Annotated in this window: 21 protein-coding genes and 1 riboswitch; of the genes, 7 read left to right on the top strand and 14 right to left on the bottom strand. The window is 47.3% G+C overall.

The features are described 5' to 3' along the window. Positions 1 to 17: 17 nt before the first annotated feature. On the bottom strand, positions 18 to 1,094 hold the full coding sequence (gene rlmN / locus AC2Q9J_RS06110; RefSeq protein ID WP_499038099.1) for a dual-specificity RNA methyltransferase RlmN: 1,077 nt from the start codon (positions 1,092 to 1,094) through the stop codon (positions 18 to 20). A gap of 157 nt (positions 1,095 to 1,251) precedes the next feature. Between rlmN and AC2Q9J_RS06105 the strand changes: the two genes are divergently transcribed. After that, positions 1,252 to 1,725, top strand: a complete 474-nt coding sequence (locus tag AC2Q9J_RS06105) for a VOC family protein (RefSeq protein ID WP_499038097.1) — start codon at positions 1,252 to 1,254, stop codon at positions 1,723 to 1,725. An 80-nt stretch (positions 1,726 to 1,805) separates the two neighbouring features. Here AC2Q9J_RS06105 and scpC (AC2Q9J_RS06100) read toward each other — a convergent pair whose 3' ends face one another. From scpC (AC2Q9J_RS06100) to scpC (AC2Q9J_RS06090), 3 genes are all read right to left on the bottom strand, one after another. After that, positions 1,806 to 3,320 (bottom strand): succinyl-CoA:acetate CoA-transferase ScpC, encoded by a 1,515-nt coding sequence (gene scpC / locus AC2Q9J_RS06100; protein ID WP_499038095.1) that lies wholly within the window; start codon positions 3,318 to 3,320, stop codon positions 1,806 to 1,808. A gap of 233 nt (positions 3,321 to 3,553) precedes the next feature. Then, positions 3,554 to 4,198, bottom strand: a complete 645-nt coding sequence (locus AC2Q9J_RS06095; RefSeq protein ID WP_499038093.1) for a LytTR family DNA-binding domain-containing protein — start codon at positions 4,196 to 4,198, stop codon at positions 3,554 to 3,556. A gap of 75 nt (positions 4,199 to 4,273) precedes the next feature. Next, positions 4,274 to 5,773, bottom strand: coding sequence for a succinyl-CoA:acetate CoA-transferase ScpC (gene scpC / locus AC2Q9J_RS06090; protein WP_499038091.1), 1,500 nt, complete (start codon positions 5,771 to 5,773; stop codon positions 4,274 to 4,276). A gap of 364 nt (positions 5,774 to 6,137) precedes the next feature. Here scpC (AC2Q9J_RS06090) and AC2Q9J_RS06085 point away from each other — a divergent pair, with 364 nt between their 5' ends. The 4 genes from AC2Q9J_RS06085 (at position 6,138) to AC2Q9J_RS06070 (ending at position 10,576) form a co-directional block, all read left to right on the top strand. Next, on the top strand, positions 6,138 to 7,373 hold the full coding sequence (locus tag AC2Q9J_RS06085) for an MFS transporter (protein ID WP_499038089.1): 1,236 nt from the start codon (positions 6,138 to 6,140) through the stop codon (positions 7,371 to 7,373). Between the two features lie 255 nt (positions 7,374 to 7,628). Then, on the top strand, positions 7,629 to 8,825 hold the full coding sequence (locus AC2Q9J_RS06080) for an MFS transporter (protein ID WP_499038087.1): 1,197 nt from the start codon (positions 7,629 to 7,631) through the stop codon (positions 8,823 to 8,825). Between the two features lie 147 nt (positions 8,826 to 8,972). After that, the gene (locus AC2Q9J_RS06075) at positions 8,973 to 9,875 is read left to right on the top strand and encodes a MerR family transcriptional regulator (RefSeq protein WP_499038085.1); all 903 of its coding nucleotides are present in this window, start codon (positions 8,973 to 8,975) and stop codon (positions 9,873 to 9,875) included. A 116-nt stretch (positions 9,876 to 9,991) separates the two neighbouring features. Continuing rightward, complete coding sequence (locus tag AC2Q9J_RS06070) at positions 9,992 to 10,576, top strand: hypothetical protein (RefSeq protein WP_499038084.1); 585 nt, start codon at positions 9,992 to 9,994, stop codon at positions 10,574 to 10,576. Positions 10,577 to 10,618: 42 nt separating this feature from the next. Here AC2Q9J_RS06070 and AC2Q9J_RS06065 read toward each other — a convergent pair whose 3' ends face one another. Both AC2Q9J_RS06065 and AC2Q9J_RS06060 read right to left on the bottom strand, forming a co-directional pair. Next, a complete protein-coding gene (locus tag AC2Q9J_RS06065; protein WP_084243877.1) occupies positions 10,619 to 10,804 on the bottom strand; it encodes a hypothetical protein in 186 nt (61 codons plus the stop codon). 238 nt (positions 10,805 to 11,042) lie between these two features. After that, the gene (locus AC2Q9J_RS06060; RefSeq protein ID WP_499038082.1) at positions 11,043 to 12,341 is read right to left on the bottom strand and encodes an NCS2 family permease; all 1,299 of its coding nucleotides are present in this window, start codon (positions 12,339 to 12,341) and stop codon (positions 11,043 to 11,045) included. 357 nt (positions 12,342 to 12,698) lie between these two features. On the opposite strand from AC2Q9J_RS06060, the gene AC2Q9J_RS06055 reads away from it, so the two are divergent. Further along, on the top strand, positions 12,699 to 13,661 hold the full coding sequence (locus AC2Q9J_RS06055; protein WP_499038080.1) for a nuclease-related domain-containing protein: 963 nt from the start codon (positions 12,699 to 12,701) through the stop codon (positions 13,659 to 13,661). A 582-nt stretch (positions 13,662 to 14,243) separates the two neighbouring features. On the opposite strand, the gene AC2Q9J_RS06050 is transcribed toward AC2Q9J_RS06055, so the two are convergent. From AC2Q9J_RS06050 to AC2Q9J_RS06025, 6 genes are all read right to left on the bottom strand, one after another. Continuing rightward, positions 14,244 to 15,455 (bottom strand): NupC/NupG family nucleoside CNT transporter, encoded by a 1,212-nt coding sequence (locus tag AC2Q9J_RS06050; RefSeq protein WP_499038078.1) that lies wholly within the window; start codon positions 15,453 to 15,455, stop codon positions 14,244 to 14,246. 209 nt (positions 15,456 to 15,664) lie between these two features. Then, positions 15,665 to 17,014, bottom strand: coding sequence for an MDR family MFS transporter (locus tag AC2Q9J_RS06045; RefSeq protein WP_499038272.1), 1,350 nt, complete (start codon positions 17,012 to 17,014; stop codon positions 15,665 to 15,667). A 209-nt stretch (positions 17,015 to 17,223) separates the two neighbouring features. Further along, positions 17,224 to 20,283 (bottom strand): efflux RND transporter permease subunit, encoded by a 3,060-nt coding sequence (locus tag AC2Q9J_RS06040; RefSeq protein ID WP_499038076.1) that lies wholly within the window; start codon positions 20,281 to 20,283, stop codon positions 17,224 to 17,226. Positions 20,284 to 20,540: 257 nt separating this feature from the next. Next, positions 20,541 to 21,707: a TraB/GumN family protein gene (locus AC2Q9J_RS06035; protein WP_499038075.1), complete on the bottom strand. Its 1,167-nt coding sequence runs from the start codon at positions 21,705 to 21,707 to the stop codon at positions 20,541 to 20,543. A 133-nt stretch (positions 21,708 to 21,840) separates the two neighbouring features. Continuing rightward, positions 21,841 to 22,698: a KPN_02809 family neutral zinc metallopeptidase gene (ypfJ, locus tag AC2Q9J_RS06030; protein ID WP_499038073.1), complete on the bottom strand. Its 858-nt coding sequence runs from the start codon at positions 22,696 to 22,698 to the stop codon at positions 21,841 to 21,843. 56 nt (positions 22,699 to 22,754) lie between these two features. Continuing rightward, the gene (locus AC2Q9J_RS06025) at positions 22,755 to 23,375 is read right to left on the bottom strand and encodes an SAM-dependent methyltransferase (protein ID WP_499038270.1); all 621 of its coding nucleotides are present in this window, start codon (positions 23,373 to 23,375) and stop codon (positions 22,755 to 22,757) included. 128 nt (positions 23,376 to 23,503) lie between these two features. Then, a riboswitch (Lysine riboswitch) is annotated at positions 23,504 to 23,684 on the top strand. A gap of 141 nt (positions 23,685 to 23,825) precedes the next feature. Here AC2Q9J_RS06025 and dapA point away from each other — a divergent pair. Next, the gene (gene dapA, locus AC2Q9J_RS06020) at positions 23,826 to 24,713 is read left to right on the top strand and encodes a 4-hydroxy-tetrahydrodipicolinate synthase (RefSeq protein WP_499038071.1); all 888 of its coding nucleotides are present in this window, start codon (positions 23,826 to 23,828) and stop codon (positions 24,711 to 24,713) included. Positions 24,714 to 24,765: 52 nt separating this feature from the next. On the opposite strand, the gene AC2Q9J_RS06015 is transcribed toward dapA, so the two are convergent. Further along, entirely contained in the window at positions 24,766 to 25,611 is an 846-nt protein-coding gene (locus AC2Q9J_RS06015) for an STAS domain-containing protein (protein ID WP_499038069.1), read from the bottom strand. Positions 25,612 to 25,730: 119 nt separating this feature from the next. Next, a complete protein-coding gene (locus AC2Q9J_RS06010; protein ID WP_499038067.1) occupies positions 25,731 to 26,552 on the bottom strand; it encodes an alpha/beta fold hydrolase in 822 nt (273 codons plus the stop codon). Positions 26,553 to 26,630 lie beyond the last annotated feature (78 nt).

Below are 26,630 nucleotides of genomic sequence, written 5' to 3'. Positions count from 1 at the left end.
GGGGCTGTTTCTTTTCGTTATGAAACTGTAGCTGGTTTTTTCTCTTTTTTGATTTGTTTGCTTCGTAATTGGCCACAAGCAGCGTCGATATCTGCGCCTTGTTCATGGCGTACGCCACAGTTGATGCCCTTTTTCTTCAATGCATCGTAGAAAGCCGCAATCGCTTCCGGTGTGCTTTGCTGATATTGATCGTGTTCGCTGACCGCGTTATACGGAATCAGGTTAACGTATGAAAGATGGCGCTTGTCTTCAAGCAGTTTCGCCAGTTGATTCGCTTCTTCCACATGGTCGTTAACGTCACGCAGCATAATGTATTCGAACGTGATGCGTCGGTTGGATTTTTCCAGGTAATAATCGATAGCCGCCATCAATTTCTCGATTGGATAGGCTTTGTTGATTTTCATGATGCGCGTACGCAATTCATTTGTTGGTGCATGGATTGAAATAGCCAAGTTGACTTGCAGGCCTTCATCCGCGTAATCATAGATTTTCGGAACGATACCACTTGTTGAAACAGTGATATGGCGAGCTCCGATGGCAAGGCCTTTTTGGGAGTTGACCACATGCAGGAAGTCCATCAAATTCGTGTAGTTATCGAACGGTTCGCCGATACCCATAACAACGATGTGGCTTACGCGCTCTTCTTTTTGCTGAGCATCGAAATGCGCCTGCACTTGCATGATCTGTTCAACGATTTCGCCCGCGTTTAAATCGCGGCTCTTTTTCAATAGTCCGCTGGCGCAGAAACTGCAGCCGATATTACAGCCGACCTGTGTCGTAACACAGACCGAGTTTCCATATTTAAAGCGCATTAGAACCGTTTCAATCAAGTTGCCATCCTGGAGACGGAAAAGGAATTTGATTGTGCCGTCTGCAGATTCCTGTTTTACCGCTTGTTCCAATGTACGGATAGCGAAATTGTCTTCCAGCAGCTGAATAACTTCCTTGCTCAGGTTGTTCATTTCAGAAAACTGCGCTACACGTTTGATATATAACCAGTCCCATACCTGTTCAGCACGGTACTTTTTCTGGCCATTTTCCAGGAACCATTCTTTTAGTTGATCTATCGTCAATCCATATATGGAATTTTTCATTATTAGAACCCTCATTTCGAATTTCACAATTGCTTATTATAATACTAAAGATCACGGTTTACAACAACTATTTTCGTTTAAACAGAAAACTCTGCTTTTTAGAAGGCTTAAAAGCCTATTCTTGCGGGTATCAGAAATTATAGAGGAGGTTTTACATATGACTTCAGTAGTCACTCATATCGGCCTGGCGGTGCCTGACCTGGACCGCGCCATCGACTGGTACAGCAAGGTATTCGGCTTCTATATACTGGCCGGCCCTTTCGAATTCGATGAAAAGAATGAAGAACTCTTCACCATGACACAGGATCTCCAGGGACCTGAAGTGAAGAAGATGCGAAATGTCCACCTGATGACCAACAGCGGTGTCGGGCTGGAGTTATTTGAGTTTCAGCAACCCGAATTCGCCGACGAAAAGCCATCGCCACACGCCGGCTTTTTCCATATTTGCCTCATTGTCGAAGATATTGTGGAAACGATTGAAAAAGTTGTGTTAAATGGCGGCAAGCAGCGCAGCAAAATCTGGAACATCAATAAAGGCAAGCCGCATTATCTCGTATATGCCGAAGATCCTTTCGGCCATATCATTGAGCTGTATACCCGCAGCACGGCCGAAGTGTATGGAAATAACTGATCAAAAGAGCCAGCTTCCTTCTATATAAAAGGGAGCTGGCTCTTTTTAAATTTAATATGAAATTAAACGAAGCCGCTCTTTTATACCAATTGCTCTTTTTCCTGCAGCATCGAACCTTTTTCAGCAAGTGCAGTATGCCAAGAGAATGCTTTCTCAAGAACATGCGGGGTTTGGCCGCCGCGTGTCAATGCTTCTTCGTAATACTCACGCATCTGCGCTTTGTAATCGGGATGGATGCAGTTTTCGATAATCACTTCGACGCGCTGGCGAGGTGCCAGGCCGCGAAGATCTGCATAGCCCTGTTCAGTTACAAGCACATCGACATCATGTTCTGTGTGGTCAACGTGCGAAACGAACGGTACGACACTCGAAATCTTGCCGCCTTTGGCGATGGACTTCGTAACGAAAATAGCTAGACGCGCATTGCGGGCAAAGTCTCCAGAACCTCCGATGCCGTTCATCATTTTTGTTCCAGACACGTGCGTCGAGTTGACGTTGCCGTAAATATCGAATTCAAGTGCCGTATTGATGGAGATCAGACCGAGGCGACGGATCAGCTCTGGATGGTTCGAAATTTCCTGTGGGCGCATGACGATTTTATCACGGTAATTTTCAAATTCACTAAAGACCTGTTTCATTTTCGGTTCGGATAATGTAATCGAACAGCAGGAAGCGAAGTCCACTTTGCCTGCGTCGATCAAGTCGAATACCGCATCCTGCAGCACTTCGGAATAGACTTCGAGGTTTTCAAATTCAGAGTCGATCATGCCGTGCAGCACGGCATTCGCAACAGAACCGATGCCGGACTGCAGCGGCGCCAGTTTTTCAGTCAGGCGGCCGGCGCGGATTTCCGAACGGAAAAATTCCAACAGATGATCAGCCATGATCTTCGTTTCCGCATCCGGCGGCACGATATTCGACGGGGAATCCTTCTGTTCCGTAAAGACGATGCCGCGGATCCTCTCCATGTCCACCGGAATGCCGATTGTTCCGATGCGGTCTTCAACAGACGTCAACGGGATCGGATCACGTTCACCTTGTTTGCCGGTATCGTAGATGTCATGCAATCCTTCGAATAATTCCGGCTGTGCCATATTGATCTCCACGATAATATTGCGCGCGTGTTTCGCGAAAACAGCCGAGTTGCCGACAGAAGTGGTCGGAATGATCATGCCGTCAGCAGTAATGGACAGTGCTTCAATGATGGCGAAATCGATCGGTTCAATAACATTGGAGCGCACCCATTCAGCTGTATGGGAAAGATGATGATCGACAAAGAACATTTCCCCCGAATTGATTTTACTGCGCATGGCAGGTTCAGCCTGGAACGGCAAACGCTTGCCAACGATTCCCGATTCCGCAAACAGGCGGTCGATATCCGAACCGAGTGAAGCACCTGTGAATACATTCACTTTAAAAGTTTCAAACTCCGCCCGCTCCACTAATGCGAAAGGCACCGCTTTCACGTCACCAGCGCGCGTAAAGCCACTAAGCCCAAGTGTCATGCCATCCTGTATCCAAGAAGCCGCTTCCTGTGGTGAAACCACACGCTCCTGAAGTTCTGCTGCTTTGATCCGGTTATTTTTATTTGTCATACCAATCACTCTCTTTCTGGAAGGTTTTTAAGGTTTAAAAATCCGTCTGCCATAAAAATAAAGCGTTTTCATTGTGATGATGGGGAATAAAGGCAGATTCCGGCGTTAATTATTAGATAATTTTAAACTATTCAGAGAGCGTCTTGAGTGATTGGTGTGCGGATTAGCAGTTATTGCGTTAAAGCAGAAAATCCCTTGCTTTAAGCAAGGGATTTTCACAGATTTATTATAATTTAAAACCCCAGCAGCTTCCTGAAATAACTCGAATAGGATTGGCTGACCGGAATGCGGCTGCCGTTGTCCATCGCGAGCACGAAGGTCGAATGGGTATCCGGATAGATTTCTTCTATATGATGGACGTTTACGATGAAAGAACGGTGGCAGCGGATGAACGTTTCCCGCGGCAGCGTATATTCGAATTCCTGGAGTGAGTTTTTATTCGTGCCCGAAAAGCCCGCCGCGTGGATATGCGTTTTCCGGTCCTTCACTTCAAGGCAGACGACGTCATCGAAAGGCACTGGCTTCCAGCCATCGGGACTTTTCACAGTCACCACTGATTTTCCTTCAGTGTATGAAGGATAGATCGCCATGACACAGCCTTGCAGCTCCCCGTTTTCTTCAAACGGCACAGCCATACCATGATAAGGAACACCGAACACTTCGCGGTCGATGAACTCGGATGCTTTCTGATTGGTCATCAGCGCTTTGTGTGCGATGGTGCCTTCTTTTACCGGGTCACCAGGTTTTATTTTTAAATCGATGCGCTTACTCGGCCTGTAATAGATATATTGTTCCGTGTCCGCCACTGCAATGGAAATCTCATCGGAGAACAATTCCCCCATGACGTCCAGCAGCGAACCAAATGTGAATTTTTCCATACAAATCCTCCTGTTCAAACTGATTGCTTCATTATAATGCATTTTGTCAATCAATGGTGCAGAAGGATGCCGGGATTATTTTTCGAGCATGCTTCCTGTCTCGGCGAGGCGCTGATACCAGGAAAAAGCTTTTTCAAGAACATGCGGGGTCTGGCCGCCGCGAGTCAGCGCTTCTTCGTAATAACTGCGCAATTGATCCCGGTACATCGGATCCGCGCAGTTTTCGATGATTAAGCCTGCGCGTTCTCTCGGAGCAAGCCCGCGAAGATCCGCGTAGCCATGCTCGGTAATCAGTACATCCACGTCATGTTCCGTATGGTCGACATGCGGAACAAAAGGTACAACACTTGAGATATTGCCCCCTTTGGCTGTCGCCTTGCTGACGAAAATCGACAGTCGTGAGTTGCGGGCAAAGTCACCGGATCCGCCGATGCCATTCATCATTTTTGTTCCGGAAACATGGGTCGAGTTAACGTTGCCGTAAATATCAAATTCCAGAGCCGTATTTACCGCAATCAAACCGAGCCGGCGGATGAGTCCCGGATGGTTGGTGATTTCCTGTGGCCTTAAAACAATTTTATCTTCATATTTTTTAAAATCCGAATAGACCTGAGCCATCTTCTCTTTGGACAGTGTAATGGCCGAACCCGAAGCGAAACGCAGTTTGTCCGCGTCGATCAAGTCAAACACCGCATCCTGTAAAACTTCCGAATACATTTCAAGGTCATGGAACTCGGAATCGATCAAACCCCGGAGAGCGGAATTGGCAACAGAGCCAACTCCCGACTGTATCGGTGCCAGCTTTTCCGTCAGCCGCCCTGCCTTGATTTCCGAACGCAGCAATGCGAGCAGATGGCTGGCGATCGCTTCTGTCTCGCTGTCCGGCGGCACGATTGTCGACGGCGAATCAATATGGTCCGTAAAGACGATCCCCCTGATTTTCTCCATGTCCACCGGTATTCCCGTCGTGCCGATGCGGTCCGCAACGTGAGTCAGCGGAATCGGATTTCGTCCTTCATGTGTGCCTGGATCATAAATATCATGCAGACGGTATAGACGCTCCGGCTGTTCTGTATTAATTTCCACGATTACATTCTTCGCATGCTGGGCAAAAATCGCCGAGTTTCCGACAGATGTCGTCGGAATGATCATTCCGTCTTTGGTAATCGAAATCGCTTCGATGATGGCAAAATCCACTGAAGGGATAACGCCGTCCCGAATCCATTCAGCTGTATGTGATAAATGGTGGTCCGTATAAAGCATTGCGCCTTCATTAATCTTTCTGCGCATCACTGGATCTGACTGAAATGGCAGCCTTTTGTTGACGATGCCGGATTGTGCAAATACAGTATCGATATTCGAACCGAGCGAAGCCCCCGTATAAACGTTCACCTTGAAGGTTTCGGAGTCCGCGCGTTTTGCCAGCGCCAACGGCACCGCTTTGGCATCCCCCGCTTGCGTGAATCCACTCAATCCAAGTGTCATGCCGTCTTGAATCCACGAAGCCGCCTCTTTGGCACTGACAACCCGTTCCTGTAATTTTGGCGCTTTGATACGATCGAATCGCTTGTCCATTTCTCCATCCCCTTTGTTCACTAAAATAAATAGCGTTAGACGGTTTACCTATACCCTAAATATCGTTGTATTAATAAATACTTCGTCAGCCCTTTTCAATTCACCTGTCCATTCACAAAATTGAAACATATTTTAAGTATTTCCCTATAACTTAGAGACACGAATTAATTCGAAATGCCTTGAAATCAAGCTTTCAGAAATTATTAGAAAATTCCTTTTATACAATAATATAATACGCTAAATTTATGATAAAAATATGAGTTTATCTCGTTGACTTTAGGGGTTATCTATCATAATATATGAAAAGTTGTCAAAACGATTAGCGTTTGTACAATAATTTTAAAGTGAAAGAAGGCTATTTTAATTGTCTAACAGCCAACGTAAAAAAATGTCCATTTTGATGATCAATATGTTTATTGCTATAGCAAGTTTTGGAATTGTTGTTCCTATTCTCCCCGCTTATCTGGTATCCATCGGACAAGGCGGCACAGCAGCCGGCCTGATGATCGCGATTTTCGCAGGTGCACAGCTTTTGTTCTCCCCACTCGGCGGCAGCTGGGCCGATAAATACGGTCCCCGCAAAGTGATTATCCTTGGTCTTGCATTACTGACGATCTCGATGCTTATGTTCTACTCGACTGATTCGATCTGGGTCATCTACGCTTCCCGCGTAGTCGGCGGTATCGGTGACGCTTTCCTTATACCGGGAGTGTTCACATATGTAGCCGGCATCACCACTGCAGCTCAGCGCGCGAAAGGGACCGGCCTTGTGACGGCATCCATGTCGCTCGGACTTGTCATTGGACCTGGATTCGGCGGATTCCTGGCCGACATCAGCTTGAAATTGCCGTTTTTGATCGCTGCAGGGGTGACATTCAGCGCGATGATTTTCTCTTTGATCATGCTGAAAGAAATTGTTCCTAACGCAGAAAGCAAAAAGCAGGCGGAAGAATTTTCAAAAGACGAGTCAATGCTTGAACAAATCGGCCGCTCCACCCGGATGCCTTACTTCATCCCATTGGTGATCATTTTCATCATGAGCTTCGGCCTCGTTGCTTATGAATCTGTCATCGGCATGTATTTGACGACGCAATACGGTTCAACTTCAGCGGATATCGCCATGATGATTACGGCTACCGGAATTGTCAGCGTAACGGTTCAATTCTTTGTGGTCGACCGTCTCGTCCGCCGTTTCGGCGAAGTGAAAACGATGATCGCTTTCTTGGGTCTCGCCACTGTCGGATTCCTGATTTCCCTGACAGCTGGAAGCTATGGCGCTTTCTTCGGCGTCTCGCTTGTGATTTTCCTGGCGATGGCTATCCTTCGTCCGGTGCTTAACATTCTAGTATCGAAAATGGCTGCCGGCGAAATCGGCTTTGCCATGGGTATGGCAACTGCATACATGAGCCTTGGCAACGTCCTCGGCCCGATTTCTGCAGGCATGCTGTTTGATGTCAACATCAACTATCCGTTCATCCTTGGCCTTGGTCTTTTGGTGGTCACTCTGTCGATTGCCATGGCTTGGCGCAAAACGAATAATGCAAAATCTGTGGCTTATACCAACGCCAATGAAACACCCGAAGCTGAACCTTTAACATAAAGGTTCAGTTTTTCATTTGAACGAGGTTCAACTAATTGACAACATCATGGAGCCGGCATAATATGTAAAATTGAGCGTGAAAAATTTATAGGTAATGAATGACAATTGAGCTTTCTCCGCTTCCTTTCCTACATATGAAATTCATGTGAAAAATAAAGCTTCAACCCGATTCTCCGTATTTAATGTTGTTGCCTGGCTATATATAGTAGAAACTCCAAACGGCAACTTCCCACAAAATAAGAAAAGAGGCACACCATGTCAGCAGATCAACGCAAAAAAATCATCATTCTCATGATCAATATGTTCATCGCCATCGCAAGTTTCGGGATCATCATCCCGATTCTCCCTTCATATCTTGAATCGATCAACCAGGGAGGAACGGCCGCCGGTCTTATGATCGCCATCTTCGCCGCTGCCCAGTTCTTTTTCTCGCCAATTGCCGGAAAATGGGCGGACCAATACGGCCGCCGGAAAATGATCATCTACGGCCTTGCCGGATTGACTCTGTCAATGTTCGTTTTCTATGCTTCCGATCTTATTTGGGTGCTTTACTTCTCCCGCATCATTGGCGGGATCGGCGCAGCAATGCTCGTGCCGGCCATTTTCGCCTATATCGCTGACATCACGACTTTCGACCAGCGCGCGAAAGGCACAAGCCTGGTTTCGGCCGCAATGTCACTCGGTATTGTTGTCGGTCCGGGAATCGGCGGGTTCCTGGCTGATTACAGCCTGAAACTTCCGTTTCTTGTATCCGCGCTTGTGTCACTTGGCGCCGTCGTCTTTTCACTTGTCCTGTTGAAAGACAGTGACGCTGAAACAGCCGACCCTGAACTTGCCATCGACATGACGCAAACGGAATCGATGCTGTCCAAGATCGCATCTTCCACGAAGAAACAGTATTTCATTCCTTTGATAATCACGCTCGTAATGAGTTTCGGTTTACTTGCCTATGAATCTGTTGTCGGCCTTTATCTGGACAATCAATTCGCTTCGACTGCCAAAGATATCGCATTCATGATTACGGCAACCGGTATTGTCAGTGTCATCGTGCAATTGTTCATCGTCGACCGTATTGTACGCCGCTTTGGTGAAGTCGCGATTCTCGTGTCTTTCCTCGGTGTTGCCGCATTAGGCTTCCTGCTGTCGCTATTCGCGAGCAGCTACGCGATGTTCTTCGGTGTTTCGCTTGTCATCTTCCTTGCGACATCGATTCTGCGTCCTGTTTTGAATACATTGATCTCCAAAATGGCTGACGGTGAAGTCGGCTTCGCAATGGGCATGAACAACGCCTATATGAGTATCGGCAATGTCGCCGGTCCACTGCTTGCGGGCATGTTGTATGACGTCAATATCATCTTCCCGTTCATCCTGGGTTTGATCATGCTGATAATCACCATCTTCATCACGCTGGCATGGCAGCGTTCACGCGCTGTCAAAACTGCAGATGTGTGAGATCTTAATAGAATAAATTGAAAGGAGAAAGAGCTTAGCCTCTTTCTCTTTTTTATTACGAAAACCCTTGACCCCTAAAGCTTTACGCATTGTATAAGTACTTGTATAATAAATATACAACTAACTTATAGAAATGTGGGTCATGCCATGTACAATATAAAAGCTGCTGCAAAGATCCTTGATATGCCTAAGGTGACGATCCGTTCATGGGAAACAAGGTATAATGCGATCACTCCAGCCCGCACAGAGTCTGGCCACCGCCTGTATTCTGACCAGAATCTGGAGGATTTGAAGTGGCTTAAAATCCAAGTTCAGGAGAACGGCATCAAAATCAGTGAAGCAGTGAAACAATTGCATGCTTCGCGCAAGAAGTTTGTGAAGACTGCCGCTGAACTGCCTCCTACCCCTGAAGCTTCCAATCAATATGATAAGCAAATCGAAGAACTTTATAATGCCGGCGCGGAAATGGATAGTGAACGATTCCAGTATTTATTGGATTTGAATTTCTCGATGTTCCATTACCGCACTGTGTTCTTTTCGATTTTGGCGCCGCTGATGGTGCGCATCGGGGAAGAATGGGAAAACGGCACGCTTACCGTGGCGCACGAACATATGCTGAGCCACATGGTACTGCAACGCTTCACTCAATTTTTCCGTATTTTCCCGACTTCCGACACCTTGCCGAAAACTTTGGCATTCTGTCCGAGCGGCGAACATCATCAGCTCGGCTTGCTCCTTTTCACTTTATTCCTCCGGGAACGGGGTTACCCAGTGGCCTACATCGGCCCCGATACGCCTCTTGAAGGCCTGCCGGAACTGGTTGGAAAACAGGATTTCAGATTGGCCTGCATGTCCATTGGCCATGAACGGCTTCTGCCTGTGGCCCACGAATATATAGACGCATTGACAGCCGTCAAACCCGAACTGCAATTTGTCATCGGCGGACGCGGTCTTGGACATCTTGAAAATACAGCAAACCAATACTATATCGGCACGACGTATGAAGACTGGGAGCAATGGCTTGAAGATGCGCAGACTTCCAGAAACTAAAACGGCCTTTTCAGACTGCCCGGTCTGAAAAGGTTTTTTATTTATTTGATATTTTTCCGTTTAGTCTTATGGTAAAATTTAGTTATCAGAATTTTCCGTATCAGGAAGGGGCTATTATGAAAAAAATCCTGAACATGAATGCCTTATATATAACCGCTGTCATTATTGCGGTCAGCGCATTTATGCTGCCGCGCGTGATTGAAGCCGTCAGCCTCCATATTCACGGCATTTCTCATATTGCCGAGCAGACTGAGGATTATTACCATATCACAGAACCCATCGAAGACGAATATTCCGTCGAACTCGATTTAACAGATCCGGAAAGCAATAAAGGAAAGGTCCTCTTTGATGACGGCGACAATACGGTATCCGTGCTGGAAGTCGTGCCGCGAGGCGAATCAGGCTTTGAAGTGATTTTCCGGTCGCGTGGATCTGAGCGCGCTGACGGGGCTGCGCTGATTTCAGGCGTAGAGCATGGATACACGGAAGACGGCTTTACGCATTCGCTTAAAGCGGAAGCTGTGGCGGCCTTCGACAACGGGGAGCCTGTCGAGTTGTCTTCCGCAAATTCCACCAGCCTCATCCACCGGGACGGAGACCAATTCAGTTTTTTAATGGATACACCTTCCGATTCTGAGGCTGCCAGTATCACTTTGAGCAATCTGCAGCTGAATTTATGGGGAGAGATTTGGTGGCATTAGGATTGCCCGGCCGTATATGAGCATAAAAAAAGACCTGCCCTTTTAGAGCAAGTCAAGGTCCTGATACGCGGACTGATAAGGTCCGTTGTCTGTCACTTCTGAATGGTAGAGTGCTTTCAAAGCGAAATTCTTTTCTAGATCCATATCCTTCATAAGTGTTTTCAGGCGCTTTTTCAGTTCCGGATTTTCACTGACAAGGGTTTCCATCTTCGATTTCGTGTATTTCATAATGCGGCCGCTCCTTTCTGTTGCTGTTGGTTTTATCCCGTATTAACGGTCAGTAAGACTCCCACCTTTCCGGGTGGGAGGCCGACTGACCGTAAAAACCCGATTGGATCAACTAACATTCATTGGGAAGCTCCCACTGAATGAATGAAGTTTCTCTTTATTGTATCACCTATAGCTCCATTTAATAAAAAAACGCACTTGCTTATCCGGCAAGTGCGTTTGTTTTTATTGGACTACATTACCCAATGACCTGGAAAATATAATTCGCGAGGAACAATGCGGCGATCACATAAAGCGCCGGTGTGACTTCGCGCCATTTGCCGAGACCGACCTTCAATAACGGATACATGATAAAGCCGATGGCGATGCCGTCAGCGATACTGTACGTAAACGGAATAAGGACGATGATCAGAAACGCCGGGATGCTCTCGCTCATATCTTTCATATCAAGGTCCTTGATGTTCTGCAGCATCAATGCGCCAATGATGATCAGGATCGGTGCAATCGCACTGTCCGGGATCAATTTGATGACGGGAATGAAAAATGCGGCGCCAAGAAACAGCAAGCCGGTCGTAATCGCCGTCAGACCTGTGCGTCCGCCAGCCGCCATGCCCGCTAAAGTTTCGACGCTGGCAACTGTCGGACTGGTCCCGAAAACCCCTGAAGCCATCGAGCCGATCGATGTCGCCTGGAATGCGCGCTTGTATTTCTCCGGACGTTCGATGAAATTGACCTGTCCGTGGACAAGGCCGATGTTCTCAAACACCAGGACCATTGTCAGCGAGAAAACCGCTACCCAGAATCCCATGGTCAGGAAACTGGTGAAACTTAAAGCACCAAATCCAGCAAATGCTTCTGAAGCGCTCATCGCCGGTTCATTCAGCCCACTAAGATCGATCATGCCAAATAAAAAGGCAATCACTGTCCCAGCCACTATCGTGATTAGGAAATTCCCCGGCACGTTGCGGATGAACAGGATGATGGCGATGACGAATGTCAAAGCTGTCGACAGCACCAGCGGGTCTGAAACCGATCCGAGTGCCAAAATCGCCCCTTCGCCATTGATGACGATTCCGCCTTTTTCAAGGCCCAGCAGCATCAGGAATAAACCAAGACCCACTGTTATCGCCTCTTTCAGCGAATGCGGCACGGCAGCGCTCAGCACTTTGGCAAAACGCGTAAACGCCACAGCGACAAAAATAGCGCCGGAAACGAACACGACCGCGAGCGCTTCCTGCCAGGTAAGGCCCATCGCCTGCACCAGCGTATACGAAAACAGCGCGTTGATGCCCATGCCCGGAATCAGCAGGATCGGAACATTGCCCCAGAATCCCATGACGAGCGCACCAAAAACAGATGCCCCGATCGTCGCGATGATGGCCGCTTCGATCGGCATGCCGGATTCCGACAGGATCAGCGAATTGACCGCGATAATATACACCACTGTGAAAAAGCCGATCAGCCCTGCCAGCAACTCGGTTTTAACCGATGTGCCATTTTCTTTAAGACCGAAAAAACGATCCATCCAATTATACATATTGAAAACCTTCTATTAAATTAGCCCTCTCCCTACCCGCTCTGCCTGAATAAATTCAGGTAAGCCAAGATAGAAGTGTAATCCAAAAACGCTGTTGCGTCAAGGGTTTGGGATTGGGGTTTGGATGGCACACGGGGTGTTGGCGAAGGCGAAATGTAATAGTCGAATTTCGGTTTCATCGCTTTTCGCGAAGGCGAAATGCGGGGTGATTGATGGTTTTGATCTAAGCGCATTTCGCGCCGCGAAATGCTATGCATTCAGTGGTTTGGGGTGGTTTTGAATTATATTTTTTTAGGAACGATTCATTCTTTCTGACAAATGCTATACTTCAATTAATAGTTGGAAAAGAGGTGTTATATGGAAAAAGAACCATTGGAATTACTCTGCACGGAAGATGCGCTCGGCTCCTTGCTTAGCCGCTTGCCGTCCACCCATTCACAGCGAAATTATCTCGAAGGGGAATTGTACCGGACTGTTGCCGGCATCAGCGGAGAAGACCGGATGCGGAAACGCTTCGTCGAATTTCTGCCGGATGAAGAATTTCATGTGCTGTGGGACGTCAGTTTGGCTATCGGTTCCTGGAAAACACAATTTGACGGCCTGCTTTTAACCGAGCGATGTGCCATCATCATCGATTCGAAGAACATCAGCGGCAGGATCCATTTTGACGAGCAGACCGGTGAATTCTATCGCTTGGACGACAGCGACGTGAAAAAAGTGATGGATGATCCCCGTATCCAGTTGAACAAGAATATCCGCTTCCTGGCGTCATGGTTCGGATTGAAAAAAATTAAACTGCCTGTCAGCGGACTTATCGTTTTCACGCCAAAAACCTGTGAATTTATTGCCAGACCCAAAAGTAAACACCTCTGTAAAGTCTATCAGATGCCTGAATATTTATTTCAAATCCTAAAGGCTTTCCCCCTTGAAGCCGAACCGCCGAAACTGCCGAAAATCAAAAAGCAGATCATCAGCGCCCATTCCCCTTATCTGAGAACCCCATTATGCGGTAAATATTATATCGAAGCGAGTGAAATCCGCCGCGGCATTCAATGTACAGAGTGCCAGAAGTACGGCATGAAACGAATAAAGAAAAGCTGGCAATGCCCCGGCTGCGGACACCGGGACCGGCAAGCGCATAAGTTTGCGCTGCGTGAATATTTTTCGCTGGTTGACACCCATATTACGAATCAGGCGTTTCGTGAGTGGTGTGGTGTGGAATCGAGTTCCGTCGCTAAGAGACTCTTGGCTCAATTTGATTTAGAAACTTCTGGAGAAAGTAAAGCTTGGAAATATAGTTTAAAAAAGAAGGAAAAGTGACACACTTTTCCTTTTTTTATGGAGATTTACGCGGAACGCCCGCAAACTTTTTTAATCGCCCGTATTTTTTTCTAATCGCCCGCATTTCCTTTTAATCGCCTGCAAAAATTTTTAATCGCCCGCAAAGTAAATTAATCGCCCGTATCCTAATTCCACCAACCTATCTCATCTCCTACCCACCCCAATAACCTAAAAAAAGAAGCTTTTCGCCGAGCGAAAAGCCTCCCATTTCCGCTTCCAGCGTCACCTAATGCAAAAAAGTCGTTTTCTGCCACCATTCCCCCATGAAATCCCACTCTTCCATCATCATTCCGCTCTTCATCGCATTTCGCCCAGCGAAATGAAAATCCATTCAACGGTTTTTGATCTGCCGCACGCTGAAATTCCCTCTCTCTCCTTCCTTTCCCGCACACAACCCCAAAAACCCTTGAACGGATGCTTTCCGCCACGGCGAAAAGCGAAAAACCGACAAACCCACTAACCCACTAACTTACGAAACCACAATTCCTACTATTCCTAACCCCAAATTCTCCCCACAAAAAAAACCACACGCAAATTGCGTGTGGCACCGTACTTTATTGATTAGAAGAACATACCAGCGATAGAGGCGCTCAGAAGTGAAGCGAGTGCTCCGGCTGCTACTGCCTTCATACCAAGTTTTGCGATTTGTGGACGACGGCTTGGCGCCATAGCACCAAGTCCCCCCAACAAAATTGCCAACGAGCTTAAGTTTGCGAATCCGCAAAGTGCAAAGCTGACAATAAGGACTGTTTTAGGCGAAAGGTCCGCCATTTCAGCAGTAAACGATACATAAGCGACAAACTCGTTCAGTACGAGTTTCTGGCCGATGAAGCTGCCTGCTTGAACAGCTTCTGCCCATGGCACACCGATTGCAAAAGCAAGCGGCGCGAAGATGAATCCAAGAATTTGCTGGATTGTCAGACCTTCAAATCCGACAATACCTCCGACAAAGCCAAGCAAACCGTTCAGCAAAGCGATAAGTGCGATGAACGCAAGAAGCATTGCTCCGACGTTCAATGCCAATTGCAAACCGTCAGACGCACCGCGTGCAGCGGCGTCAACTACGTTGGCTGATTCTTGGTCTTTTTCAAGCTTGAATTCTTTTTCTTCAATTTCCTCTTGTTCCGGAATCATGATTTTCGCCATGATCAAACCGGCCGGAGCCGCCATGAAACTTGCAGCAAGCAAATATTCAAGTGGAACGCCAAGAAGGGCGTAACCCGCAAGTGTAGAACCTGCGACCGAGGCAAGTCCGCCGGTCATAACCGCGAACAATTCGGATTTCGTCATTCCAGCAAGGAACGGACGGACAACAAGCGGTGCTTCTGTCTGGCCAACGAAAATATTCGCTGATGCGGAAATCGATTCCGCTTTACTTGTTCCAAGCAGTTTAGAGATTGCACCACCAAGGATGCGGATGATGAACTGCATGATGCCCAAATAATATAGGACTGAAATTAAAGAAGAGAAGAAGATGATGATTGTCAGCACTTGGAAAGCGAAGACAAAACCGAATCCTTCTGTGTCGGCTGCAGGACCGAATACGAAAGCGATCCCTTCACCCGCGTAACCGATTACATTATTGACTACTTCAGATAGTTTGAGTAGCGCTTGGCGGCCAAGTTCCCATTCAAGTACAATGAACGCGAAGCCGATTTGAATCGCCAGTCCACCTAAAATTGTCCGTGGCTTAATGGATTTTTTCCCGTCAGATAGAAGGAAGGCTAATCCCAGAACGACGAAAATGCCGAAGATGCCCCATAATATATTCACAACTTCACCTCATAAATAGTATTTTATCAGAAAATTAGGCTAATAAATGTCTAACTCATCCGTCGTCTGACATCTTACCAAAGCAAATCGAATAAGTAAATGTACATTGTGTTACAAAAATCGATTTCGATTATATTCCCAATCGGATGAAAATTCGCAATTGAATTGATATTTCCCGGGAAATGATTCCACTGCCGTCATCCCCGGTTTTATTCACCTTCAGTTGACGGCGCTGCTTTCTTAAGGAAAAAGGACAAGAAGACGCCGACGAGACTCAGCACTCCGGCTACGATAAAGGAGATATTCACTCCCCGGATAAGCCCTTGAACACCGTACTGTTCCGGGTCGAGCGCAGTGCTCGTCATGATTGTTACAAGCAAAGCGGTTCCGATTGAACCTGAAACCTGGCGCATCGTATTGCTCATAGCCGTGCCATGCGGAATCAGTCTTTCCGGCAGCTGGTTGAGTCCAGCGGTCGTTACCGGCATCATCACCATGGCGACGCCGAACATCCGAATGGCATGCATGATGGTTAAATAAGTAAACGAAGTTTCAGCGGTCAGTACGGTAAATTGAAATGTGCTGACCGTAACGATCAAGAGACCGATAATGGCCAGCCATTTGCCGCCGAACGCGTCGAAAATCCGGCCGGTGATCGGGTTCATGATTCCCATAATGATGGCACCCGGCAAAAGCATCAAGCCGGATTCGAGCGCCGTGAAGCCATGCATATCCTGCATATAGATCGGCAGAATTGTAGCACTTCCGATCATGGAAATAAAAACGATGACGCTCAGAATCGTTGATAAAGTGAAAATCTTGTACTTAAAAACCCGGAATTCGAGCAGCGGTTCTTTCAGACGGCCCTGCCGCTGTATGAAAAGGAACAGCGAAACCGCCCCAATGGCGATGGATAAAAGAACCGGCAAACTGCCCCAGCCGGTCGTGCCGGCACTTGAAAAGCCATAAAGGATACCGCCGAAACCGAATGTCGACAGGATAACCGAAGTGATATCCAGTTTCGGGAAAGTCTGTTTTGTGACATTCTTCAGGAAGAAATATGCAAAGATCAAATCGATCAAGGCAATCGGAATAACAATATAGAACAAGGCCCGCCACGGATATTGACCGACAATCCATCCCGATAACGTCGGTCCGATCGCCGGCGCGAAAGAAATGACAAGACCGAACAAGCCCATCGCCTGCCCTCTTTTCTCAATTGGGAAAATGACGAAGAAGATGGTTTGGGTAAGCGGCATCATGATGCCTGCTCCCGAAGCCTGTATGATTCGGCCGATCATCAAAATGGAGAATCCTGGCGCAAACGCCGCTACGATGGTTCCGATGGTGAACAGCCCCATCGCCGTCAGGAATAAAGCCCGGGTTGAAAATTTGCCGATTAAAAAAGCGGTTACCGGAATCATGACGCCGTTGACGAGCATGAAAACGGTAGTCAGCCATTGCGCCGTATTCGCGGTAATGCTCAAATCATCCATAATATGAGGCAATGCCGTGGCCAGCAAAGTCTGATTCAAGATAGCGACAAAAACGCCAGCCATCAGCACCGCAAGCAGCGGTCCTATTTTTATGTCTTTTTTATCGTGGACATCGTGCTTACTCGCCAATAGCTTCACCTCTTTTTATCAAAAATCCGCTTTTTTCAGGTTAATCCGCGTTCTATTATCCTAGTTACCCTTATCGCTTTCAACTAATCGGCATTCTAGAATTTAAAAACAGCACAGCCACTAACCGGCTGTGCTGCTGAAAGTTAGGCTTTCGCGTTTTCTTTACGGTGGCTGATGCGGTAGAACACCAAGTAAAGAGCTGGAATCATCACTAAAGTGAACAAGCTCGAGAATGCCAGTCCGGCGATGATTGTAACCGCAAGCGGTTCGAATAACGGATCGCCTGACAAAGCAACCGGAATCAACGCGACAATTGAAGTGATCGTTGTCAAAATGATCGGTTTGATGCGCGCGTAACCGGATTCCAGAATCGCTTCTTTAATGGAGAAATCGCCTGACAAACGGCGCGCTTCCACAAAGTCAATCAGCACAACCGCGTTCCGGACCACAATACCCGTCAAGGAGACAATCCCCATAACACCAAGGAAGCTTAGCGGTGTCTGTGTCAGGAACAAGCCGAGAATGGCGCCTGAAATTCCCAGATAAACTGCAATCAGTACCAGGAACGGCAAGCTGAACGATTTGAACTGGAAGGCAATGACCAGATAAACCAGCAATAACACGACTAGGAACAGAATGCCGATTTCAGCAAAGAATGCTTCCTGGTCAGAGTTTTCACCGCCTGTAGAAATTTCATACCCTTCCGTTAGGTCAGCCCTTTGAGCATCGACCACTTCCAGCATGGAAGCTTCGAAATCATCCGCACTGCCGAATGCGCGCAATGTAATCGCGCGTTCGCCATCTTCGTGCGGCACTTGTGCAATGGCTGTTGTTTCCTCTTCATCCAATAATTCATCCAGTGGAATCAGTTGCGGCGGACCTTGCTGGCCGCCTTGTCCGCTCGTTGCAGGCACGGCGAATTCCGAAAGGTCAATTTCTTCCCCTTCTTCAATCCCCGCCTGTTTCAAGACGACATTATAGAATTCATTGTCTTCATAGATTGAATAAAGCGGAATCCCCTGTGTCAAAAGCTGCAGCTGGTTCGTCACTGTGCTCAGCGCAATGCTGTTGCTTTCAAGGACGTCCGTGTTCGGCTGATATTCAATAGCCGGAACCGGATCTCCAAGGTTATCCGTAACAATATCCGCTCCATTATCAAGCATTTCTTCTTTTAATGCATCGCGCAAACTTTCAAGCTCCGCAATGTCTTCACCCATAACTGTTACTGTCACCGGTGCTCCGACTGGAGGTCCCTGGACAATCGTATCAAGGAAGATTTCAGCATCCGGATAACGCTCGCGCAATTCCGGCTCCCATTTATCGATGAAAGCGGAAGCGGAAGTATTGTCGCGATCTACGCGGATTGCTGCCTGCCCAGTATTGGAGCCTGTATTATCCATTGATGAAGCAAACAGATTCGGCAAGCCATCACCAGTGAAGATCGCTAATTCTTTAACATTTTCATCTTCTTCCACAAGTTCTTCGGTAACGTCCCTGATAAATGCGTCGGTTTCTTCAATCGGTGTACCTTCCGCTAAACGGACGTTCATCGTCACTTCTTCGCGGTCAGCTTCCGGGAAGAATTCGAACGGCGTGAACAATGCGAGCGACAATAAACCTGTCGCTATCAAGAGACCGCCAATTCCGACCCATAACGGACGTTTTAAAACGCCGCGCAATACTTTTTCCGAATAAAATACAGCCAGTTTTTCAAGCGGCTTCCCAAGGAATCCAGGTGTATCAGAAATTTTCTTCGCTTTGCGTTTTGTTTTCAAATATTGCATCATCGGCACCAATGTAATCGACAGCACAGTCGATGCGATGATTGTCGTAATCAGAATACTTGGCAGCGCCTTGATGAACGCGCCGTTTCCGCCTGACAGCAGCAATAACGGTGAAAATGTCACAACAATCGCCAAACTGGACGAGATGATGGACGGATAAACTTCACGGACGCCGTTGATTGCACCTGCACGCGGCGAATCGCCCAGTTTATAGCGCCGCTGGATATTATCGTTGACGACGATGCTGTCATCCACCAATATCCCGATGGCGATGATGAGGCCGATGACCGAAATCTGGTTCAAATCGACGCCCATATAAGGAATAGGAATCAACCCGATCAATACAGAGGCAAGCACCGTCAACGCAACGGCGAATGCGCCGAATAATGTAAGTCCCGCTGTTGTCGTAACCAGTACGGCCAACACAGCGATCAATAATGAAATATAGAGCCCGCTGAAGATTTCATTGACATTATCAGCCTGGGACTCGTATTTATCCGCCTCTACACCAGCAGGCAGGTTTTCGTTGAATTCTTCAATCACTTCTGTCACACGTTCATCAACAGACGGCACGTCCTGGCCAGTCTGGAGGAACACTGTATAGGAAATGGCTTCTGCGCCGTCATAAGTGACAATATCGGAAGTTTCCTGATCCACAGTTTCGATCGTCGCGACGTCACTTAACGGCACTGCCGCCTGGCCGACCTGCAATTGCTCCAGCTTTTCGATGCCTTCTTCCTGGCTGACCGTCAATACAAGACGCTCATTGCCATTATCATGCGTACCAAGCGACAGCGGCTGATTAGCCTGCTGCAGCGATTCAAGCACGGCAAATGGCTGAAGATTATTTTCTGCGAGCGCTTCGCTGTCCAGTTCAATCAGGATCTGCTGATCGTTGAGACCTTTGACCGTAGTGCCGGCAACGCCTGACACAGCTTCAACGTCTTCAGATAAATCGGCCAGCGCTTGCTTCATGCCATCCAGTTCCGCTCGGTCGCCGTAGAACATATATGACACCAGCGGGAAAGTCAGATCAAGTTTTTCGACGGATGTTTCCTGGGCCTGCTCCGGGAATTCGGCTGATGCGCTTTGCGCTTCCTGCTGAATCGAGTTGATCAGGGCATCCGGTTCTACACCGTCTTCGATTTCCAACGTAATAATGGAAGCAGAATTGGAAGAAATGGATTGAATGGAAGAAATGCCATCCACTTTCTGAATTTCACTTTCCAACGGTGTCGTGATTGAGCGCTCCACTTCCTCCGGTCCTGCTCCCGGCAGAATTGTCGACACCAGCACGAGGCCAGGCGGCGTTTCCGGAATTTCACGCTGGGGCAATGTCAGAAATGTATAGACGCCCACCAGCATAAAGATGAAAATCAGGAAAATAAACAATTTACTCCGCTCTAATATGTAATTCATCATATAACCTTCCTTCTGTTTTTGTATAAGTATTGTATAACTTCATCGTTCGGACTGTCCACTCCGGCTACTTGCAAAAGCTGTAAATTTTTCGAGGCGGTTATTTTCATTAACTATGTACATTAATCGTGTATACCCTCTTTATTTTAAATCAGCTGCTTTTTTCGATGAAATTGGTAAATTTGGAAATCTATTTACAAGTTTTCGATTCCATAATAAAAACCTGCCCAGCGTTGACCCTGGACAGGCTGCATAATTCAGATATTCTCGAAAAACAGGCGGATGACATCCGCACCGCCGATGAATGTTCCAAGGGAACTGCCGAGATTCGTCAAAACGACGACCAATAGGACACGCGTGACTTTATTGTCCCAGAAACCTTTGACTGTGAAAACGTCTTTGGACAGCGTTTCGAAATCACCGATATTCGGCTTTCGGATCGATGCCTGGGTCAGTCCCGAGAACCAGCCCGCCGCTACAAGCGGATTAAGCGAAGAAATCGGCGCGGCAACGAACGCCGTCAGAATGGCCAGTGGATGGCCGAATGCAATAGTGGCTCCAATTGCGGCCAATGTACCGTTCCACAGAATCCAGCTGATCGTCTGATCGATGCCGGCTGCAGGATTAGAGATAAAGGTGTAAGCGATAATTCCGATGATGATCAACGGAATTGCCCAGCCGATGATTTTCGGCCATTTGGATTTAGGCGGAACTTCCGAAAGTTTTTCAAGATCATGTTCGTTATGGATTTCTTTCGTGATTCCCGGTATATGCGCCGCACCGAGTACAGCAACGACTTTCTTGCCCGGCGCTTCTTTGATCTTCTGTGCGAGGTATTGATCGCGTTCATCGATCAACGGTGTCTTCAGACGCGGGAAGGCTTTGGTAAAATCGTCCATGACCGCGCTCAGCGTATCCTGGGATTTCATCTTCTCGAGGTCTTCTTCAGAAATTGTTTCTTTTGAGAAGATGCTGAAAAATACCGAAGACAGCAATTGAACTTTGCCCCATAGACCGATATTGCCCCAAATACGTGAAAACGTCACTTGGATATTGCGGTCGGCAAGCACCAGTTCAGCGCCAGTTTCTTTTGCCGATTCGATGCCTTGGATCATTTCCTGCCCCGGCTTGATACCGAATTGATCGGCCAAGCGGTTTTGGAAAGAAGAGATTGCCAGATTCATCAATAGGAGACTCGATTTCTTCTCTTTGATCACTTTGAAGATATCGGTTTCCTTCCATTTACTGTTTTCCGTGACCGATTGGTAGCGCTGCGCATCCAATTCGATGCAGATGGAATCCGGCTGCTCAGCGTCAACCACTTCTTTGACTTGTTCCGCGCTGCGTTTGGAAACATGGGCTGTGCCGATCAGGATCAATTCTTTATCGCCATATTGCAGGCGTGTGATATTTTCTTCTTGCATGGATTTACTTCCTTCATAGAATTTATTTCTTTTCATGAAATGCATGAAAAGACTGTCTATTCTATATAATGGATTACTGGGCGGAAAATATCAATCCTGCGCATCCGTTTTCCGTATGTTTCACAAAAGCTTCTTATAATCCGTCCGCGCTGAAGGTATCCCCTTCATCCAAGTTGCCTGCTTCAAAGCCTTTATAGAACCACTCTCGGCGCTGTTCACTCGTGCCGTGGGTGAAACTTTCCGGTACGACATAACCGCGCGATCGCATTTGGATGGTGTCGTCGCCGACTGCTGCTGCAGCCGTCAGCGCTTCTTCAAGATCGCCTTCTTCCAGATACCCCATCTCCTGGGCATGATGCGCCCAGACGCCAGATAAATAATCCGCTTGCAGTTCAAGGCGGACCTGTACTTTATTGTATTCTTCTTCGCTTAATTGATTGCGCAGCGGCTGCACTTCCTGCATCACACCGAGCAGATTCTGGACATGGTGTCCGACTTCGTGGGCGATGACATAAGCCATCGCAAAATCACCAGGTGCATTGAACTGACGCTGCAATTCACCGTAAAAATCCAAATCGATGTAGAGCTTGTAATCCGCCGGACAATAAAACGGTCCGACCGACGCGCCGGCAGTGCCGCAGGCAGACTGAACACTGTCAGTAAACAGGACCAATGTCGGCTCCTCGTATTGCATGCCTTCTTCAGCAAAGACTTCCGTCCATACTTCTTCGGTATCCGCGAGCACGACCGATACGAAATCAGCCAGTTCCTCTTCCTGTTCGGTCGCCTGGTAAGGTTCTCCTGAGCTGCTGCCGCCGGACCCATTTCCGCCCATGCCATCGAGCAGCACGCCCGGATCTCCTCCGAGAAACGTAACGATCAGGATCAGCACTATTCCGCCAAGCCCGCCGCCGACCGCCAGTCCTTTACCGCCCCCGCTGCCTCTTCTGTCTTCTACATTCGCACTGCCTCTCCGGCCTTTCCATTTCATAGGACCACACCCGTTTCTGTCTCATTTCAATTGCTTATACCCTTTTCATCAAATTGTTAAATCACCTGAGGGTTGTATCTATAAACTAAAAATTGCTCCGCAGGATCTTTATTGATTGCTGGCAGGTTGATTTCATCCAGCAATTCGAAAAGTGTATTGCGTTCCAGAAAATCCATGTATTCGCTGGAAGGATAGTAAAGAATGAGATCCATTTGCCGCGGAAAATCTTCCGCAGAACGTAAAATATTATCCACGACTTTCATAAATATTTTGACAGAAAACGGATTAAAGAAATAAAACACCGTGTCTTCCGGATGCACATCGTAATCCTGCGCCATCTTACAATGAAACCTGATGCTGTCATCGGCAAGCCGGTGCCTGCCGGCGCGGCTGTAATTTCTAAGATTCTCCTGGGCTTCTCCGCAAAAACTGGTGTTCAGTTCAATCCCAGTCGCGCGGCAGCCGAAACGGTCATGCGCATAAAAATTCAGCCGCCCTTTGCCGCAGCCGAAATCCACCAGGCCATCCTCGCTTTTTAAGGGATGGCGATTGAATAATTCCTTCAAATGCATATAGGGGGTTGGTTCGTAGCGGTTATGGTGGAGTGTAGCTTCGGATATCCACTGTGTGCCTTCGGTCGCGATATTCAAATACTGGTCGCCTTCATATTCCTGCATATCGTTCTCCCCGTTTCCGTTTGCCATAATTGCTATTCTTGCCTATCAATACCCGATTCCACTTGCAAATAACAGCGTATTTTGATAAAGTCGAGCTAATTCAATAGTTCTTGCTTCCTTTACAGCGAAGTGAGGATAGAGGCGCAATTACCATCAGTAAGCAGAACGAGGAGCACGGGCTCCCCCGACTTCTGCCGGAAGGGGTATTTGCCGAAGCGGCTGGAAGCCCCTGATTCCTGTTGCTGGTCCTGCATTTAAAAGATGTCGGACTGTCATGCGGAATTTTTCGCATGGAGGGCTATCTGACGCACAGCAACACATATGGATTGTGTTTGTGCAGCAGCAGCGGCCCTTCGCTGCTGCTTTTTTTATTGGCTCAGACAGAATGCCGCTGGATCTATTTTTAATAGCGAATGAAACTTTTAAAAAAATTGAAAAGGATGGGATACTATGAACTTCGGAAAAATCATCACGGCAATGGTCACCCCTTTTGACACAAACGGCGATATTGACTTTCCAGCCACAGAAAATCTGATCGAGCACCTGATCGCCAATGGTTCCGACGGACTCGTCGTTGCCGGCACTACCGGTGAATCGCCCACATTGACGGCAGCTGAAAAATTGGCGCTGTTTAAATTTACCGCTGAGAAAGTGAATGGCCGTATTCCCGTCATTGCCGGAACCGGTTCGAACGATACGCGTTCATCAATCACATTGACCAAGCAAGCAGAAGAATCGGGTGTCGACGGCATCATGCTGGTCACGCCTTATTACAATAAACCCGCGCAAGAAGGCTTGTTCCAGCATTTTAAAGCTATCGCTGAAGCAACCCGCCTGCCGATCATGCTTTATAACATCCCTGGCCGCAGCGCTGTCAATATGGCGCCGGAAACAATCATTCGCTTATCCGCTGTCGACAACATCGTCTCTGTCAAAGAAGCGAGCGGCAACCTTGACGCTGCGTCATTGATCATCGATGGCACCCCGGATGACTTCACTGTGTACAGCGGTGATGACGGTTTGACCCTTCCGTTGATGGCAATTGGCGCGGACGGCATTGTTTCGGTCGCTTCCCATATCATCGGCAATGAAATGCAGGAGATGGTAACAAGCTTTACGGCCGGCAACATTAAAGAAGCAGCCGCACAGCATCGCAGACTTCTGCCGATCATGAACGCCCTTTTCGCAGCGCCGAACCCTGTGCCGGTTAAAACCGCATTACAATTACTCGGTATCGAGACAGGCAAAGTGCGTTTGCCGATGATTCCGTTGAACGAAGAAGAAACTGCCACCTTACGTCAGCTTCTCGAAGCCGGCAATATTAAGGTGTCTGTATAAAACACAATAAAAAAACGCTGAAGTAATGCGCTTCAGCGTTTTTTTATGACTCTTATAGTTTTGTGAAATCAAGCTTCTCTAGCGTCTGCTTCAAGCTGCCGCCCGTTACGAGTGAACGTGTATCGACACCCAGTTGAGATAATGTGATGGCAATTTCGGAACGGATGCCTGTCAGAATCGCTTTAACACCTACCATATTGAGTGCCTGAACAATCTTGATGATTTGCTCAGCCACCATTGAATCGACTTTCACTACACCTGAAAGGTCGATAACCAATGTGGAAATCCGGAGTTTATTGGCCGCTGTCAATGTTTTTTCAAGGATGAACTGAGCACGGTCAATTTCAAGATCGCCGACCAGCGGCAAAATCGCTACTTTATCGGCAATTGGCACAACTGGGGCGGAAAGTTCGAAAAATTCCTTTCGCGCTGCAGTGAGTCTTTCCTGATATGCATCGATATAGGCGCTGCTGTAAGAATACATAGCGTGATCCAAAAGTGTATGGAAAAATTCCATCGCATCGAACAGAGTCTCCATAGGGATGTTTTGAAGTTTCCCTTCACTCCTGATCAATTTCGCCAAATGTTTACGGTATAACGAAGATTCAGCAAGAGCGGCGTCCAGCATCATATTCGCTTCAAGGAAATAGCGGCCGGTTGAAAATCCCCAGGAGTCAATGGCTTCGTAAACCTTCTTCTCATCACAGGAATTTATCAAAGAATTGCCAAGCAGTTCCACAAATCCGGCGCGGGCTTCGATGACTTGCTTGATGAATTGTTCATCCCGAATAAAATCATTTTTATCCGCATCTTTCATCACTTCTTCGTTAATCAGTTCTGCAATCAGGTATTTATCATCTATGACGCGCTGTCCCAAAACTTCATAATGTTTATCCATCAGTACCTCCATGAGCTAACATTCTATGTTATTTGAATTCATTATACCTGTAGAGTGAAGTCCCGTGTACTGCTTTCTGTATTAACTTTCAGAAGATTTTAAAGTAAAATATTGAAAGTTCAGGAAACGGATAGATATTCTGCAATTTTGCTGATGGTTTCTTCCGCATCGCTGACGTGCGGACTGTGGCCTTCAGCATCCATCAATTTGTACTCGCTGTTCTCAATCCGGCTATGTACATATTCACCGACTGATTCAGGTGCTACTGCATCATTACGGGTCTGCAAAATCAAAGTTGGCACTTTTACTTTTTCCAGGTCTTCACGGACGTCTGCCAGAAATGTGGCTTTCGCAAAATCACTCATAACTTCAGGATCGTTTGAGCAAAGCAGTTTTTCGAACTCTGCGGCAAGATTCGGACGGGAAGAATTCTGCATAACTATTGGAGACAGGAACTTAGCGAACTCATTATAATCGCCTTTGATCATCTGCAGCATGCCTTCAATATCCGCTCTTTCAAATCCCCCGTTATACCCGGGCTCATTCAAGAAGTGTGGAGACGGGCCGATCATCACCAGGTTCTTCATCAGTTCCGGACGTTCAACTGCCGCGAGAGCCCCGATCATACTGCTGACTGAATGGCCGATAAACACTATGTTTTCAAGTGATAAGGCATCGCATAATTCAAGAAGATCCTGTTTATAGCCATGCAATGTCTGGTATCTTTCTTTATCATAGGCCGATTTGTCACTCTTACCGGAACCGACATAGTCGAAAAGTACAACTCTATATTTCGTTTCGAATGCTGGCGCAATTTTATCCCATACGTATTGGTCACAGCCGAAGCCATGTGCAAACACCAGAACTTTCTGGCCCTGCCCCCCAATTTTAACGTTGTTTCTTCTAATCAATTGGGCAGCGGCTTCTTTCGTTTCAGCCATTTACGTCATCCCCCTTGCAATAAAATCACGATTTTTTATATTCAATGCTCTTTTCATACTAACAAACTTAAGACCAAT

The organism is Planococcus sp. RAB007_Raresut (assembly GCF_057369535.1).
The sequence above is the reverse complement of the archived record's forward strand: the minus strand, read 5'-3'. Positions and strand labels throughout refer to the sequence as shown.